Below are 13837 nucleotides of genomic sequence, written 5' to 3'. Positions count from 1 at the left end.
CGCGCGCTCTCGGCGGACGATTCGTCAGGCGCGGTGCTCCCGTGGGGAGTTGCGGCACGGCCCGGCACGATCCTGGTGATCTGCCGGGCTTTCGTGTTTTTCCTTGACTGTCTTTCGTTTCGGCCTCCACACTCCAGGCACAAATCGTGCATGAAACTGGAGGTTTCGTGTTCCATATCAGAGCGCTCGGATCACTCGGAGCATACGGATCACTCGGAGTACGTACGGCGGTCCTGGGCACGGCGGTCGCGGTCGCCGCGTCCGGTCTGGTGCTGACGGCCGCGGGTGGGGCCTCGGCCGCCGCGACCTTGGTGCACGTGTCCCCCACCGGCGGCGGCAGCGTGTGTTCGGCCGCGGCGCCGTGCGACCTGGCCGGCGCGCAGGCCAAGGTCCGCACGCTCACCGCCGGCATGACCGACGACATCGAGGTGCGCCTGGCCGGCGGGACCTATCGGGTCACCGGGCCGCTGACGTTCGGCACCCAGGACTCGGGCCGCAACGGGCACCGCGTCACGTGGACCGCCAAGCCCGGCGCCACGCCGCCGGTGATCAGCGGGGGCCGGACCGTGCAGGGTTGGTCTCCCGTCGACGCCGCGGGCACGCTGTATCGGGCACCCGTCGGGCAGGTGACCTCGCGTCAGCTGTACGTCGACGGCGAGCGAGCGGTGCTCGCGCGCGGCGCGTACAACCCGGCCGGGTTCACCAAGACGGCCGACGGCTACACCACGACCACCGGCCTCGGCTCGTGGCGCAACCCGACCGACATCGACATGGTGTATCGCGTCCACTGGACCAACTCCCGCTGTCCCGTGGGCGCGGTCTCGGGCACCGTGATCACGATGGCGCAACCGTGCTGGAAGAACGCGCACAGCTCGCCGTATCTGCAAAACAATGCGCCGTACTTCGTGGAGAACGCCTACGAACTGCTCGACGAGCCGGGCGAGTGGTACCTCGATCGCACCGAGGGCAACGTGTACTACCGGCCCAAGCCCGGGCAGCGGATGACCGGTTCGGGCGCGGTGGCGGTCACGCTCCCGACGGCCGAGTCGCTGCTGCGCGTGGAGGGGAGTGCGACGGAGCGCGTCCAGGCCTTGGATTTCCGGGGGTTGACGTTCGCCGACAGTACGTGGTTGCGACCGGGGACGGCCGAGGGATTCGCGGAGGAGCAGGCCAACTTCACCCTGGTCGGGCCGAACGCGTCGCACTACGACTACGACGGCTCGACCAAGACCGCGGCGGCCGTGACGATCGCACGGGCGACGGACGTGCTGTTCCAGGCGAACACCGTGACCCGGGTCGGCTCGGCCGGCATCAACGTCGAGCGGGCCTCGAACACCGTGACGCTGCGCGGCAATCGGGTGTTCGACGTGTCCGGCAGCGGGGTGCAGGTCGGTGACATCCTGCCCGCCGATCATCGACCGGCGAACGTCGCCGATCGGGTGCACGACATCACGGTCGAGAACAACGCGATCCACCACGTCGCCGTCGAATTCCAGGGCGGCGTGGGCATCTTCGGCGGCTTCACCGACACGCTGCGCGTGCTGCACAACGACGTCACCGACGTGCCGTACACCGCGATCAGCCTCGGCTGGGGCTGGGGCTACCTCGACAAGGACGGCCTGAGCGGGTACACGACGCCGACCGTCGCCCGCAACAACCAGGTCGTCGGGAACCTGGTGAGCGACTTCATGACCGCCGGCGCCGATGGCGGCGGGCTGTACACACTCGGCGCGCAGCCGGGCTCGATCGACAGCGGCAACGTGTACGCGAACGGGCCCGACATCTGGCCGTCCGGCGCGCGCTACCTCGACAACGGCACGGCCGGGTGGACCTCCAGCGGGAACGTGATGGAGAACGTCGACACGTGGTTGCTGGTGAACGAGGGCTCCGCGTCCGACCCGTTGCACGTGCCGCCGGCGCACGACAACACGGTCACCGGGAACTGGGCTTCGACGCTCAAGCAGCTGTGCTGCTCCCTCCCCTCGAACGCGGTGACCGCCCCGACCCTGGTGACCGGCGGTGCGTGGCCGGCCGCGGCGCAGGCGGTGCGCGACGCCGCGGGCCTGGAACCGGCGTGGCGCCGGTTGCGCGACAACCGCGTCGACCTCGCCCGTGGCGCGACGGCGACGGCGAGCGCGGTGTACAGCGGCGCCGGCGGCTACGGCGCGGCGCAGGCGAACGACGGTTCGGGCGTGACCCGTTGGGCCACGGACGCGTCGGTCACCACCGCGCAGTTGACCCTGACGTTCCCGGTCGCCACCACCGTGGACCGGGTCGTGGTGCGCGAGGCCAAGCACTACGGTGCGCGAATCTCGACGTATCGGATCGAGTACTGGGACGGCAGCACGTGGGTGCCGACCGCCACGCGGTCCTACCCGTCGGTCGTGCAGACCGAGCGGTTCGCGCCGGTGACGACGACGCGCATTCGGCTGAACATCACCGGTAGCGGATCGGGGCCGACGGTGCAGGGGTTCGAGGCGTACCGGGACGGGCTGCCGAGTGGACAGCGCCCGATCGCGGCCGGCGAGGCTTCGGACACGTAGGCCGCGATGGCGCTGTGGTCGCCGCCGTCACCGGGAACCGGGAGCCGACGGTGAGCGCGTTCGAGGTGTACTGAGTTCGGGTGCGGGTCGGCGACCCGGGTTCGGCTTGGTTTCGGCCCGGGTGGGGGCGTCCTGCGGACGCCCCCACCCGGGCGGGATCGGGGCGGTGCGGGCGTGGGCGTGCTCGTGGGTGATCGGTTCGGTCGTCTTCCCCGGCACCGGCGGCCCGATCGAGGTCGACAGCTACGGGATCGACACCGCCATCGCCCTGAGATCCGATCGAGGTCGGCGGCTCGCCAGGGTCACCCAGCGGTGATGGACAGCCCGGTCGACGAACTGGTGATGGTGTGGCTGATGCCCTTGAACATCACTCCGGACAGTGTTCCGTTGAACCCGCGTGACACGGTGGCGTCCTGCAATGCCGTCTGCGAGCCGTTCGGGGTGTAGCCGAACAGGTCGCTGATGATGACGTCGGCGAACTTGCCTCCGCAGATGCAGTAGTAGGTCATGACCAGCTCTGCGGGGACCCCGACGGCCGGGACGGTCGAGGCGGCCCCGAAGACCAGCGCCTTGCCGAATCCGGTCCTGCCCGTCGACCAGGTCGTGGCGTCGCCGGTCGGGATCGCCGTCCCGGTGGTTGCCTCGGTGGTCGACGAGCCGGTGCCCTCGTCGAAGGGCAGGCGCAGAAACGTGCGACGACTTGTCTCACTCATTTCGGGCACTCCTGGTGTTCGGTTGCTCCCGGGGAGGATGAAGGCCCGGGCCACGGACTGGTGGCTCGGCCTTTGGGCGTTGAGCAGGCCCTTGAGGCGGTCCGGCGCGGCGCCGATACCGGGCACAGTGCGGTGTCGATCAGGGTGTGCGGTCGGGGCAGGGGTGAGTGAATCCCGCGGCGGTGACCCGGGTCGCGGCCCATTGGTCGGGGGAGGCGGCGAGCAGGACGGCGGTGAGGTCGGGGGAGGGCGGGGTGCCGTGGTCGCCGTGGGTGGTGAGGGCGGTGGCGGCGGTGACGTGGCCCAGGCGCAGGCGGGAGCGCTGGTCCAGGCCGCGCAGGGTCGCGGCGAGGTATCCGGCGGCGAACGCGTCGCCGGCGCCGGTGGGTTCGACGACCTCGACGACGAGCGCGGGTTCGCTGACGGTGGTGCCGTCCGCGTTCAGCGCGGTGACGTGGTGCTCGGAGTTCTTGACGACCACGGTTGCGGGGGCGGGGAACGCTGCCCGGATGGCGGCATTGCCGCTGAGGCCGAAGGCCGCTTCGGCCTCGTCGGCTCCGAGGAAGAGCAGGTCGGCGGCGTTGCAGAGGTCGAGCAGGATGGCCGGATCGCGGTCGCGCCAGAGGGCGGGCCGCCAGTTGAGGTCGAAGCTGACGGTGCGGCCGGGGCGGGGAGTGGTGAGCAGAGCCCGGATCAGGCCGAGGCAGCTGTCGGAGAGTGCGGGAGTGATGCCCGACAGGTGCAGTAGTCGGGCGCCGGAGACGAGGTGGTCGAACACGGGGTCGGCGAAGGTGTCGGGGCCGAGGGCGGAGGCGGCGGACCCGGTGCGGTAGTAGCGCATCCGGCTGTGCGGGTGGGTTTCCTTGAGGTAGAGGCCGGTCGGACGCAGGTGATCGATGGTGACGGCCGAGACGTCGACCCCGCGGGCGGTGAGTTCGTCGGTGATGCGTCGGCCGAAGCCGTCGTCGCCGACGCGGCTGATCCAGGCGGTGGTGATCCCGTGCCCGGCGAGCCCGCAGGCCACATTGGACTCGGCGCCGCCCACGCCGACCCGGAACTCCTCGACGGACTCGGTGGGGCCGGGGTGTCCGGGCAGGAGGACGGCCATGGTCTCGCCGAGGCACACCGCTTGCGGGTGGTGGACTGCTGATTCGGTGCCGGCGTGGATCATCGGTCTGTGGTCCTTCCGTGTTCCGTCCGGTGCCGGGGGCGGCGCGCTGCGTGCGGGCGACCGCCGGCTTCAGGGGAGATCGGTGATGCCGAGGGTGATGTCGCTGGTCCAACTGCTCCCGGCCGGCAGGAGGGGTGCCCGGCCGCGGATGGGGCAGGCCGGGGAGGGGTCGCCGGGCAGGACGTTGGCGGGTTCGATGGCGACTACGTAGGCGCGGCGGTACCAGGGGAAGCCGCTGCTCGCGTGGCATTCCTGCCACAGCCAGGCATGGGGGAGCACGGTGGTGTCCCATTCGAGCCGGACGCCGAAGCCGGCGGTGGGGCTGTTGATGGTGAACCAGCCGGCGTCGAGGTCGGTGAGGCAGGCGAAGACGGACCGTCCGCTGTCGGGGCCGGGGACCTGCCGGAGATCGACGGTGCCGCCGTCGGCGGTGGGGACGAGCGGGAAGGCGGCCCGGGTGTCCGGCGGCAGGGTGTTGCCCGGCTGTTCGGCGTCGGTGAGCACGACGCGCGCCGGAGTGCTGACGGTGCAGTGCTCGTCGATGAAAGGCGCACCGAATCCCGGGTGTTGGACCCACATGACGGGGACGGGTTCGTCGGCGGTGTTGTGGATGGTGTCGCGCACGCGCAGGACCGGGCCGTCGAGGTGCAGGGCGCGCGTGAGCCGCAGGGGGGCGGTGATCAGCTCGGTGACCAGCCGGGCCCGGGAGTCGTCGGCGTCGACCACGGACCAGGACACGATCGCCGCCTCGCCGTGGTAGCCGCGGGGGACCCCGTCGATGTCGCGTTGGGGGCCGGCGTTGGGGACGAGTTGTTGCCAACCGCCGCCGTACCGGGCGAGCCAGTCGGCCCGGCTGTCGCCGGTGACGGGTGCGCCCGCGAGGTCGCGGCGTCCCCAGGGGGCGCGGAAGAGGATGTCGATGCCGGTGACGCGCTCGGTGATCGAGGTGATGTCGGCGCCCTTGTCGGGACGGACCTCCACCGAGAGCTGGTCGGAGTGCAGCCACAGGGAGGATGTCATGACGGTCAGCCCCCGAACCGAGGGACGGGCAGGCCTCGTACGCCGAGGCCGCGGACGGACAGGACGGAGCCGGCGGGACCGACAGGGTGGGGTCCGAGGCCCTCTCGGGCGGTGGTGACGTACAGGACGTCGAGGTCGGGGCCGCCGAAGGCGCAGGACGAGGGCTGGGTGACGGGCAGAGGGACTTCGCTGAGGAGGCGGCCGTCGGGGGCGAGGCGAACGAGCCGGCCGCCGCCCCACATGGCGATCCACAGGCAGCCTTCGGCGTCGATCGCCATCCCGTCGGGTTCCCCGCCGCCGGAGGGAAAGCGTGCGAGGGCGCGGCGGTTGCCGAGGGCGAGCCGGTCACGCGGAAGGTCGAAGGCGTTGACCTCCCGGGCGACGGTGTCGATCAGGTAGAGGGTACGGCCGTCCGGGCTCCAGCCGAGCCCGTTGGGCTGGGTCAGGTCGTCCAGGACGTGATGGACCGTCCAGTCGCTGTCCAGGACGTGCAGGGCACCGCGCGCGGGGGCGAACTCCAGGTCGCAGCTGCCGGCCCACAGTCGCCCGGCCGGGTCGCACTTGGCGTCGTTCATCCGGCGGCCGGGCGACAGGACGGTACGGCGGGTGGTCCAGCTGCCGTCGCGGCGGATGTCCGTGAAACCTTCGGTGGTGGCCGCGACGAATCCGCCGGAGCGTTTCGGGACGGCAGCGCCGACGAGGGTCGACAGGACGGTGGTGCGCGGGTGCGGCCGGGTGGGGTCGGCCGTGTGGATGGCACCGTCGAGGATGTCCACCCAGGTCAGCTCGCTGGTGGCGGGGTCCCAGAACGGCCCTTCCCCCACCCTGGCGGTGCCCGGGACGGCGACGGTGATGTCGATGGCCAACATCGGTGCTCCGGTGGTTGGTTGGTGTCGGCGGGTCAGTCGGGGAGCGCGACGGCCACCTGGGCCAGTAGGCCGCCGTCGACGGGCAGGGCGATGCCGGTCACAAAGCTCGCGCGGTCGCTCGCGAGGAAGGCGATGGCCTCGGCGACCTCGTCGGGGCGGGCGACGCGGCCGAGGGGGTGGCTACGGCCCCAGGTCGCGATCAGCGATTCGGCCTTCCCGGGACTGCCCGCGAAGCGGGCGGCGGCGGTGCGCAGCATGGGGGTGTCGACGGAGCCGGGGCAGACGGTGTTGGCGCGCACGCCGTACTGCGCTTCGTCGACGGCGATGGAGCGGGCAAGGGCGTTGAGGGCGCCCTTGCTTGCGGTGTAGGCGGCGACGTTTGTCTGGGTGACGAAGGCCTGGACGGACGAGACGAGCACGATCGAACCCGCCCCGGAGGCGCGCAGGGCGGGCAGGGCGTGTTTGGCGGCGAGGAAGGCGCCCTCGACGTTGACCGCCATCACCTCCTCCCAGGTCGTGCGCGGGGTGTCGGCGGCGGTGCCGTAGCGTTGGATGCCGGCGCAGGTGACGAGGACGTCGAGTCTGCCGTGGTGCCGGACGGCGTGACCGACGGCGGCGGCGACCGAGGACTCGTCGGTGACGTCGGTCTCGACGTGGGTGATCGCGTCGTGGGCGGCGGCCTCCGGCCGTGTGACGGACGCGCACACCACCTGCGCGCCGCGGGCGGCCAGGAGCTCGGCCGTAGCCAGGCCGATGCCGCCGGCCCCACCGGTGACCAGTGCGGACTTGCCCTCGAATTCCATGGGTGTGCGGTCCTTCTGCGAGGAGACTGCGGGAGGAGGTGCCGGGGTCGCTGGGGGGCGGCCCCGGGACGCGGCGCGGGAGGCCGGGGTTACTTGTACAGGGCGGTCTGCGAGGCCGGTTCGTTCAGGTTGTCCTTGGTGAGGACCAGCGGGACGAGCGGCTGATCCTTGGGGATGCCGCGGTCGCCCGCGAGGTACTTCAGTGCGTTCTCCACGGCCAACTGGCCTATCTGGTACGGGTTCTGGGAGACGAGGGCGGTGAGGGTGCCGTCCTTGAGGTGGGTGGCCTCCTGCGGGCTCGCGTCGTAGCCGAGCACGGCGATCTTGCCGGTTTTGCCGGCGGCCTTGACGGCGTTGGCCGCGCCCTCGGAGGTGATGACGTTCGACGCGAAGATGGCGACCAGGTCGGGGTTGGCGGTGATGGCGGCCTGCACCAGGCCGGCGGCCTGCGTGGCGGAGTCGTTGCCGGCGTACAGGTTGGGCAGCACCTTGTACTGGGGCTGACCGACGAAGGCATCCCGGTAGCCCTTCTCGCGGTCGTCGATGGAGCTGATGCCCGGCTTGATGTGGACGAAGACCACCTTGCCGCCTTCGGGCTTCTGCTTCATGAGCTCCTGGGCGCCGAGCTTGCCGCCCTGGACGGAGCTGGCCGCGATGGCGGTGAAGATTTTGTCGCTGTTGACGTTGTTGCCGGTGGTCATCACCGGGATGCCCTTGGCGACGGCCGCGGCGATCGGGGCGGCGAGCGCGGTGGCGTCGGTCGGGTCGATGACGATCGCGTCAGGCTTCTTCTGAGCGACCGCCTGGAGGACGGGGATCTGCTCGGAGGCCTGGAAGTTGGCCGGGCCCTGCACGATCGCAGTGACCCCGGCGGCCTTGGCGGCGGCCTTGAAACCGGCGATCTCGGTCGAGTAGTACGGGTCGCAGGTGCACCCGGGGATGAAGGCAATGGTGCGGTGCTTGCCGGAGCCGCCGCCGTTGTCGCTCGCGGGGGCTTCGGAGGAGGAACAGGCCGACAGGGTGAGGGCGGCGGCCGTGGCGGTGGCCGCCAGCGCGGCTCGGGTGGTTCTGCGGGACATGGGGTGATCCGTTCCTTGTCTGCGGCGGAGGTCCGGGGTGGTGCGAGGGAGGTCAGGACGCGCGCAACTGCTGACGGCGTTTGATGTCGTCGATGGCGACGGCGACGATGAGGATGGCGCCGATGGCCACCGTCTGCCAGAACGGCTGGACGTTGACGATGACCAGTCCGTTGTTGAGCACGGCCGGGATCATGACGCCGACAGCGGCGCCGAAGATGGTGCCGCGGCCGCCGAAGAGGCTGGCCCCGCCGATGATGACGGCGGCGATGGCGACGAGGTTGTCGGCACTGTGGCCGCTGACCTGGGTGGTGGTGTAGCGGGCGACGTCCAGGACGCCGGCCAGGCCCGCGAGGGCGCCCATCATGGTGAAGAGCACGATCTGATGGCGGGTCACCTTGATGCCGCTGCGGCGGGCGCCCTCGGCGTTGGAGCCGATGGCGTAGGTGTGCCGGCCGAACTGCGTGCGGGCAAGGACGAGTCCGGCCACGACGGCCACGACGGCGGCGATCCACACGGGCAGCGGCAGCCCGAGCACCTCGCGCATGCCGATATCGGTGACCATCTGCGGCGGCAGCCCGGTGACGTCGGTGCCCTCGGTGATGACCTGTGCCAGGCCGAGGCCCATGCCGAGGGTGCCGAGCGTGATGATGAACGAGGGGATCTTCAGCCGGGTGACAAGGACGCCGTTGAGCAGGCCCCACGCCGCGCCGACGGCCACGGCAACGGCGATGCCGAGCGCGATGGCGGCACCGGCGTTGGGGTAACCGCCTTCCGCGGACCCGGTGACCGCGACGATCGTCTTGGCAGCGACCACCTGGCTGAAGACCAGCACGGATCCGATCGACAGGTCGAGTTGCCCGCCGATGATCAGATAGGCGGTGCCGACGGCCAGCAGGATTGTCCCGGAGGCGTTGAACAGGATGTTGCGGAAGTTGTCCGCGTTGAGGAACGTGTCGCCGGCCTGAACCGAGAAGGCCAGGACGAGGACGACCAGCGCCAGGAAGACCCAGTTGCTCGTCAGTGCGGCGACCGCGCGGCGCACGCGGTTCGCGGTGTCCGGACCGGACGCGTCCGCGCCGACCGTGGAGATGGGGAGAGGGGCAGTCATGACGTGCTTCCCGGTTGGTCGGTCGGGGTTCCGGTGGCCGCGCCTGTGATGGCGGCGACGATCTCGTCGTGCGAGGTGGTGGCGGGCGACAGCGTCGCGGCGGTGGAGCCCAGGCGGAGCACGACGATGCGGTCGGCCACGTCGGTCACGAACGGCACGCTGTGGCTGATGACGATGACGGCGATGCCCCGGTCCCGGGTGCGCTTGATCAGCTGGGCGACCTGCTCGGTCTGGACGAGGCCCAGCGCGGCGGTGGGCTCGTCCATGATGACCAGCTCGCGGGCCCAGATCCCGGCCCGGGCGATTGCCACGGTCTGGCGTTGGCCGCCCGAGAACATCCGCACCGGAGCCCGGTAGTCCGGAACGCGGGCCCCGAGGGTGCGCAGATAGTCCTCCGCCTCGGTCTGCATCCGCTTGTTGTCGAGGACGCCCAGTCGGCCCAGCAGTCCCGGCTTGCGGCGCTCACGGCCCAGGAACAGGTTGGCGGGGGCGGACAGGTCGTCGGCCAGCGCGAGGTCCTGGTAGACGGTCTCGATGCCGGCGGCGCGGGCGTCCGAGGGGTTGACGAAGTGGACCCGTTTGCCGCGCACGCGCAACTCGCCGCTGTCCGGAGCGAGGGCGCCCGACAGGATCTTGATCAGCGTGGACTTGCCCGCGCCGTTGTCGCCCATCAGCGCCACGACCTCGCCGGGGGCCACCTCCAGGGACACGTCGGTCAATGCCGTGACGTGACCGAAGCGCTTGGAGATCCCGTTGGCCGAGAGCGCGGGGACGTCCGGGCCGGAGGGGCCGGGGGGTGGTGTCGCATTCGACAGATGCTGCATCAGCACGAGTCTTCCTCTCTCGTTGGTGACTCAGCTGCTCTCCGCAAGAAGTTCCAGGTGTCTCCGCTTGTGAACCGGAGGTTGTGTGGAGGTAACGTGGATGCTTGCATACAAGTTCTCCAGTATGCAAGGATTCCTTTCGTGAAATCGGATCGAAACTTCGCGGGCGGCCTGCCGGCCCTCTCATCGGTGGGGCGGCCGCGTGTCCGCCGGCGCACCTCCGACCGTGTGTACGAGGAACTGGCCGCGGCCATCCGCGACCTGCGGATCGAACCGGGTGCGTCGCTGTCGGAGACGGATCTCGCCGAGCAGTTGCAGGTCAGTCGTACGCCGCTGCGCGAGGCCATCGCGCGGCTCGTGGACGGCGGTCTGGTATCCGTCGTGCCCCAGGTGGGCACCCGGGTGGAGCCGATCCGGCTGCACGACGTGGAGCAGGCGCGCTTCGTCCGCGAGAGCCTGGAGCTGGCCGCGTTCGCCGCGGCCTGCGAAAAGCCGGAGCGGGACGTCACCGGGCTGCGTACCCTCCTCGCCGAACAGGAACGGTGCCACCGGGCCGACGACCTCGGCGGTTTCTTCGCCGCCGACGAGGCGCTCCATCGGCAGGTCTTCGAGGCGAGCGGCCATCTCGGCGCCTGGCAGCTGATCCAGCCGATGAAGATGCACCTGGACCGTTTCCGGCGGCTCAGCCTGCCCGACCCCGAGACGGTGCGCGTCCTCATCGACGACCACACGGCGATCGTGGACGCGCTGGAATCCGGCGACGCGGCAACCGGCCACGAACACATCAGCAGGCACGCGCGCAGGATCCTGGAGATCGCCCCCGGTCTCCACGGCCGCTACCCCGGTTACTTCGCCGGATGAGGACCGGAACCGGCCGATTCCCCTATCTCACCGAAGGCGACCTCGTCGAGGTCGAAATCGACGGCCTCGGCCGGCAGACCCAGAAAGCGGTACGAGCATGCTGAGGCTCTCCCTCGGTCACATCGACGTCTACGACGACAGGACGGCGACCTTCGCCCATCAACTCGGGCTCACCGGCGTCCAGTTCCACACCCCCGACCTGCTGCCCGGCGAGGGGGGCCACTGGAGCCTGGCGGAACTGCGGGCGCTGCGCGAGCGCTGCGACGCCGACGGGCTGCGGATCGACGGCCTGGAGAACGTCCCCCTGGCCCACTTCTGGAAAGTCCAGCGGGGCCTTCCAGGGCGCGACGAACAGATCGAGAACTACCGCACGACCATCCGGAACATGGGCGCGGTCGGCATGGACATGCTCGGCTACAACTGGCTGCCGACGTTCGTGTGGCGCACCGACATGGACGTGGCGGGCCGCGGCGGCGCAAAGGTCACCTCCTTCGACCTGGCCGACATCGGTGCCGGCAACGCGCTCGCCTCCTACCGGCTTTCACCCACCGAACTGTTGTCCGAGCCGATCACGGCCGAGCAGATGTGGGCCAACCACCAGTACTTCCTCGACGCCGTCCTGCCCGTCGCCGAAGAAGCCGGGGTGCGACTGGCACTGCACCCGGACGACCCGCCGGTGGACGAGCCGCTGGGGGGCGCGGCGCGCATCTTCAACTCGCCGGCCTCGCTGGCCGCAGCGCGCGAGCAGGCGAAGGGAAGCCCGGCCTGGGGACTGGACTTCTGCCTCGGCACGGTCTCCGAGATGGGTGGCGAGGACAGCGTCAACGAGGTCATCGACACGCTCGGTCCGCTCGGTGCGATCTTCTACGTCCATTTCCGGGACGTCCAGGGGACCGTCCCATCCTTCCGTGAGTGCTTCCTCGGTGAGGGCAACTACAACCCCGCCCGTGTCATACGCCGCCTCCACGATGTGGGATTCGACGGCTTCATCATCGACGACCATGTGCCGGCCATGGTCGGCGATCCCGACACCTGGCTCGACATCTCCCCCGACGCCTACTGCAGCCGCGGCCGCGCCCACGCGATCGGCTATCTCCAAGGTGTCCTCAACGCACTCGGCCTCGACTGACGCGCCATTTGCCCAGGAGAGGACGGCCGCGTGGGGCGGCACGGGGGATTTGCGCCAGGGCATCGCGGCCGGGCGCAGATCCGCCGCCATGCCCGCCGCGTCCTGGATCACGGCCCGCAGCTGCGAGCCCGATACCCGCGGCGCCGGCTCCGGTATCGGCCGCGAGATGGCTCGCCGGTTCCACGCCGATGGCGTCATCGTCAACACCGCGTCGGTCGCCGGACTCGTGGGACTCAAGGACCGTGCCGCATACTACGCCGGCAAGGGCGCGGTCATCGCTTTCACCAGGCAGGTCGCCGTGCAGTACGCGGGCACCGGCATCCGCTGCAACTCGATCTGTCCCGGCACCGTCGACTCGCCCTGGGTCGGGCGCCTGGTGGCCGCTGCCGACGACCCGGAGCAGGCCCTGACTGGCCTTGTCGCCCGTCAGCCCATGGGGCGCCTGGGACGACCCGACGAGATCGCCCGGGCCGCCCTCTACCTGGCGTCCGACGCCGCCGCGTTCATCACCGGCACCGAACTCGTGCTGGCCGGTGGCCTGCTGGCCGGCTGACCGTGCTTGCCCGCGAGCGAGGGCGTTCCCGGCGGCCGTGTCGGCGAGGCCGAAGGCTGTGACCTCGGCACCGGGAGTGGAACCGGACGCTCTTCAGACCGAGCCGATGCGCGAAGGCGGCGGTCCGGTCGTCGTATTCGTCGACGTGGCCGAGCGAGATCCGCATGGTCACGTCGATACTCCTTCCGGTCGTGGCACAGGCGAGGCGGGGATGTACCCGCGGCCCGCGAGGGTGTCATTCGGTGAAATAGCTGGGGTATTGCGCCTGCAGGGCGGGGCCGTTGTCGAGCACCCGCCGTGCATGCCGTCGGATGTGGGCTCGCCCGCCGAGGACGTCGCCGGCCTCCAGCGCGTCGACGATGGCCGTGTGTTCATCGATCAGGCCCAACACGGTGTCCGGGTCGGGGAGTGACAACCGCCGCAGCCGGTCCAGGTGCATCTTCATCGGCTGCATGACCTGCCAGGCCCCCGGATATCCGCTGATGTCGAAGATCTGGGCGTGCAGAGCCTCGTCTGCGGCGAAGAAGCCGTCGACGTCGTGGACATCGAAGTACCGCCGCTGCTCGGCCAGGAGGGCACGCAAGCCGCTGACGTCACGCTCCGGCTTCTCGCAGGCCGTCTCGAACGCCGCCGACTCGAGGTTCTCTCGCACGAAGCGCGCCTGCTCGACGTCGTGCAGACGGATCAGTTCGACCCGCGTCCCGACCTGGGGGACCACGGAGACGAGTCCGGTCTCGACCAGGCGGGCGATCGCCTCGCGCAGCGGAGTGCGGCTGACGTGCAACTGCTCGGCCAGGTCGGTCTCGGACAGTGACGCCCCGGGCGGGAGCCGCACATCGCGGATCGCCGAAGCGAGCTCCTCGTAGACGCGGTCCGAAGTCCGCTGACGCGGCCGGGACCGGCCTACCGAGGACAGGGCACCCGCGTTCACCGAGGGGATTCGTTCCTTATTCACGAGACCATCCTTGCATGCTGGTCGACTTGTATGCAGGAATTCGAAAAGAAAATGAAATGCCCGGTCTATCCGGAATACGGAGCATCCGAGTCGCCGGCCCGGAGGGGGACTTGCACCGATGCATGTGTCGCACGCGACCCCGGATCGCACGGACCCCCGGCCCTGATCGCGAGCCGCACCACTTCGACCGGCTCGCCGACGTGCGTGAC

Annotated in this window: 14 protein-coding genes; 5 read left to right on the top strand and 9 right to left on the bottom strand. The window is 70.5% G+C overall.

What is annotated here, in order from left to right:
• Positions 1–167 precede the first annotated feature (167 nt).
• Together OG928_RS34775 and OG928_RS34770 are read left to right on the top strand one after the other, a co-directional pair.
• Positions 168–2543 carry a discoidin domain-containing protein gene (locus tag OG928_RS34775; RefSeq protein WP_331765985.1) on the top strand — a complete coding sequence of 792 codons (2376 nt, stop codon included), beginning with the start codon at positions 168–170 and terminating at the stop codon, positions 2541–2543.
• Positions 2544–2709: 166 nt separating this feature from the next.
• Positions 2710–2859, top strand: a complete 150-nt coding sequence (locus OG928_RS34770) for a hypothetical protein (RefSeq protein WP_331765984.1) — start codon at positions 2710–2712, stop codon at positions 2857–2859.
• Here the strand turns inward: OG928_RS34770 and OG928_RS34765 are convergent.
• From OG928_RS34765 to OG928_RS34730, 8 genes are all read right to left on the bottom strand, one after another.
• Complete coding sequence (locus tag OG928_RS34765) at positions 2846–3256, bottom strand: hypothetical protein (RefSeq protein ID WP_331765983.1); 411 nt, start codon at positions 3254–3256, stop codon at positions 2846–2848. The genes OG928_RS34770 and OG928_RS34765 overlap by 14 nt on opposite strands.
• Before the next feature lie 139 nt (positions 3257–3395).
• On the bottom strand, positions 3396–4427 hold the full coding sequence (locus OG928_RS34760) for a sugar kinase (RefSeq protein WP_331765982.1): 1032 nt from the start codon (positions 4425–4427) through the stop codon (positions 3396–3398).
• A gap of 69 nt (positions 4428–4496) precedes the next feature.
• Complete coding sequence (locus tag OG928_RS34755) at positions 4497–5447, bottom strand: DUF4432 family protein (protein WP_331765981.1); 951 nt, start codon at positions 5445–5447, stop codon at positions 4497–4499.
• Between the two features lie 5 nt (positions 5448–5452).
• Positions 5453–6316, bottom strand: a complete 864-nt coding sequence (locus tag OG928_RS34750) for an SMP-30/gluconolactonase/LRE family protein (RefSeq protein WP_331765980.1) — start codon at positions 6314–6316, stop codon at positions 5453–5455.
• A 32-nt stretch (positions 6317–6348) separates the two neighbouring features.
• Positions 6349–7119: an SDR family oxidoreductase gene (locus tag OG928_RS34745; RefSeq protein WP_331765979.1), complete on the bottom strand. Its 771-nt coding sequence runs from the start codon at positions 7117–7119 to the stop codon at positions 6349–6351.
• An 89-nt stretch (positions 7120–7208) separates the two neighbouring features.
• Positions 7209–8198, bottom strand: coding sequence for a substrate-binding domain-containing protein (locus tag OG928_RS34740; protein WP_331765978.1), 990 nt, complete (start codon positions 8196–8198; stop codon positions 7209–7211).
• 52 nt (positions 8199–8250) lie between these two features.
• The gene (locus OG928_RS34735) at positions 8251–9306 is read right to left on the bottom strand and encodes an ABC transporter permease (protein ID WP_331765977.1); all 1056 of its coding nucleotides are present in this window, start codon (positions 9304–9306) and stop codon (positions 8251–8253) included.
• Positions 9303–10130, bottom strand: coding sequence for an ATP-binding cassette domain-containing protein (locus OG928_RS34730; RefSeq protein ID WP_331768216.1), 828 nt, complete (start codon positions 10128–10130; stop codon positions 9303–9305). The genes OG928_RS34735 and OG928_RS34730 overlap by 4 nt, the downstream gene beginning before the upstream one ends.
• Positions 10131–10271: 141 nt before the next feature.
• On the opposite strand from OG928_RS34730, the gene OG928_RS34725 reads away from it, so the two are divergent.
• The 3 genes from OG928_RS34725 to OG928_RS34715 all read left to right on the top strand — a co-directional run bounded on the left by OG928_RS34725 (position 10272) and on the right by OG928_RS34715 (position 12673).
• On the top strand, positions 10272–10991 hold the full coding sequence (locus tag OG928_RS34725) for a GntR family transcriptional regulator (protein WP_331765976.1): 720 nt from the start codon (positions 10272–10274) through the stop codon (positions 10989–10991).
• A gap of 97 nt (positions 10992–11088) precedes the next feature.
• Positions 11089–12120 (top strand): mannonate dehydratase, encoded by a 1032-nt coding sequence (locus tag OG928_RS34720; protein ID WP_331765975.1) that lies wholly within the window; start codon positions 11089–11091, stop codon positions 12118–12120.
• An 88-nt stretch (positions 12121–12208) separates the two neighbouring features.
• Positions 12209–12673 (top strand): SDR family oxidoreductase, encoded by a 465-nt coding sequence (locus tag OG928_RS34715; protein ID WP_331765974.1) that lies wholly within the window; start codon positions 12209–12211, stop codon positions 12671–12673.
• 235 nt (positions 12674–12908) lie between these two features.
• On the opposite strand, the gene OG928_RS34710 is transcribed toward OG928_RS34715, so the two are convergent.
• Positions 12909–13628 carry a GntR family transcriptional regulator gene (locus OG928_RS34710; RefSeq protein ID WP_331765973.1) on the bottom strand — a complete coding sequence of 240 codons (720 nt, stop codon included), beginning with the start codon at positions 13626–13628 and terminating at the stop codon, positions 12909–12911.
• Between the last annotated feature and the right edge of the window lie 209 nt (positions 13629–13837).

This window comes from Embleya sp. NBC_00896, assembly GCF_045207785.1.
Classification (GTDB): domain Bacteria; phylum Actinomycetota; class Actinomycetes; order Streptomycetales; family Streptomycetaceae; genus Embleya.
The sequence above is the reverse complement of the archived record's forward strand: the minus strand, read 5'-3'. Positions and strand labels throughout refer to the sequence as shown.

Bases quoted from the DNA above. Each gene is read 5' to 3' on its own strand.
- OG928_RS34765 (WP_331765983.1), bottom strand. From the start codon at position 3,256: ATGAGTGAGACAAGTCGTCGCACGTTTCTGCGCCTGCCCTTCGACGAG.
- OG928_RS34760 (WP_331765982.1), bottom strand. From the start codon at position 4,427: ATGATCCACGCCGGCACCGAATCAGCAGTCCACCACCCGCAAGCGGTG.
- OG928_RS34755 (WP_331765981.1), bottom strand. From the start codon at position 5,447: ATGACATCCTCCCTGTGGCTGCACTCCGACCAGCTCTCGGTGGAGGTC.
- OG928_RS34750 (WP_331765980.1), bottom strand. From the start codon at position 6,316: ATGTTGGCCATCGACATCACCGTCGCCGTCCCGGGCACCGCCAGGGTG.
- OG928_RS34745 (WP_331765979.1), bottom strand. From the start codon at position 7,119: ATGGAATTCGAGGGCAAGTCCGCACTGGTCACCGGTGGGGCCGGCGGC.
- OG928_RS34740 (WP_331765978.1), bottom strand. From the start codon at position 8,198: ATGTCCCGCAGAACCACCCGAGCCGCGCTGGCGGCCACCGCCACGGCC.
- OG928_RS34735 (WP_331765977.1), bottom strand. From the start codon at position 9,306: ATGACTGCCCCTCTCCCCATCTCCACGGTCGGCGCGGACGCGTCCGGT.
- OG928_RS34730 (WP_331768216.1), bottom strand. From the start codon at position 10,130: ATGCAGCATCTGTCGAATGCGACACCACCCCCCGGCCCCTCCGGCCCG.
- OG928_RS34720 (WP_331765975.1), top strand. From the start codon at position 11,089: ATGCTGAGGCTCTCCCTCGGTCACATCGACGTCTACGACGACAGGACG.
- OG928_RS34715 (WP_331765974.1), top strand. From the start codon at position 12,209: ATGCCCGCCGCGTCCTGGATCACGGCCCGCAGCTGCGAGCCCGATACC.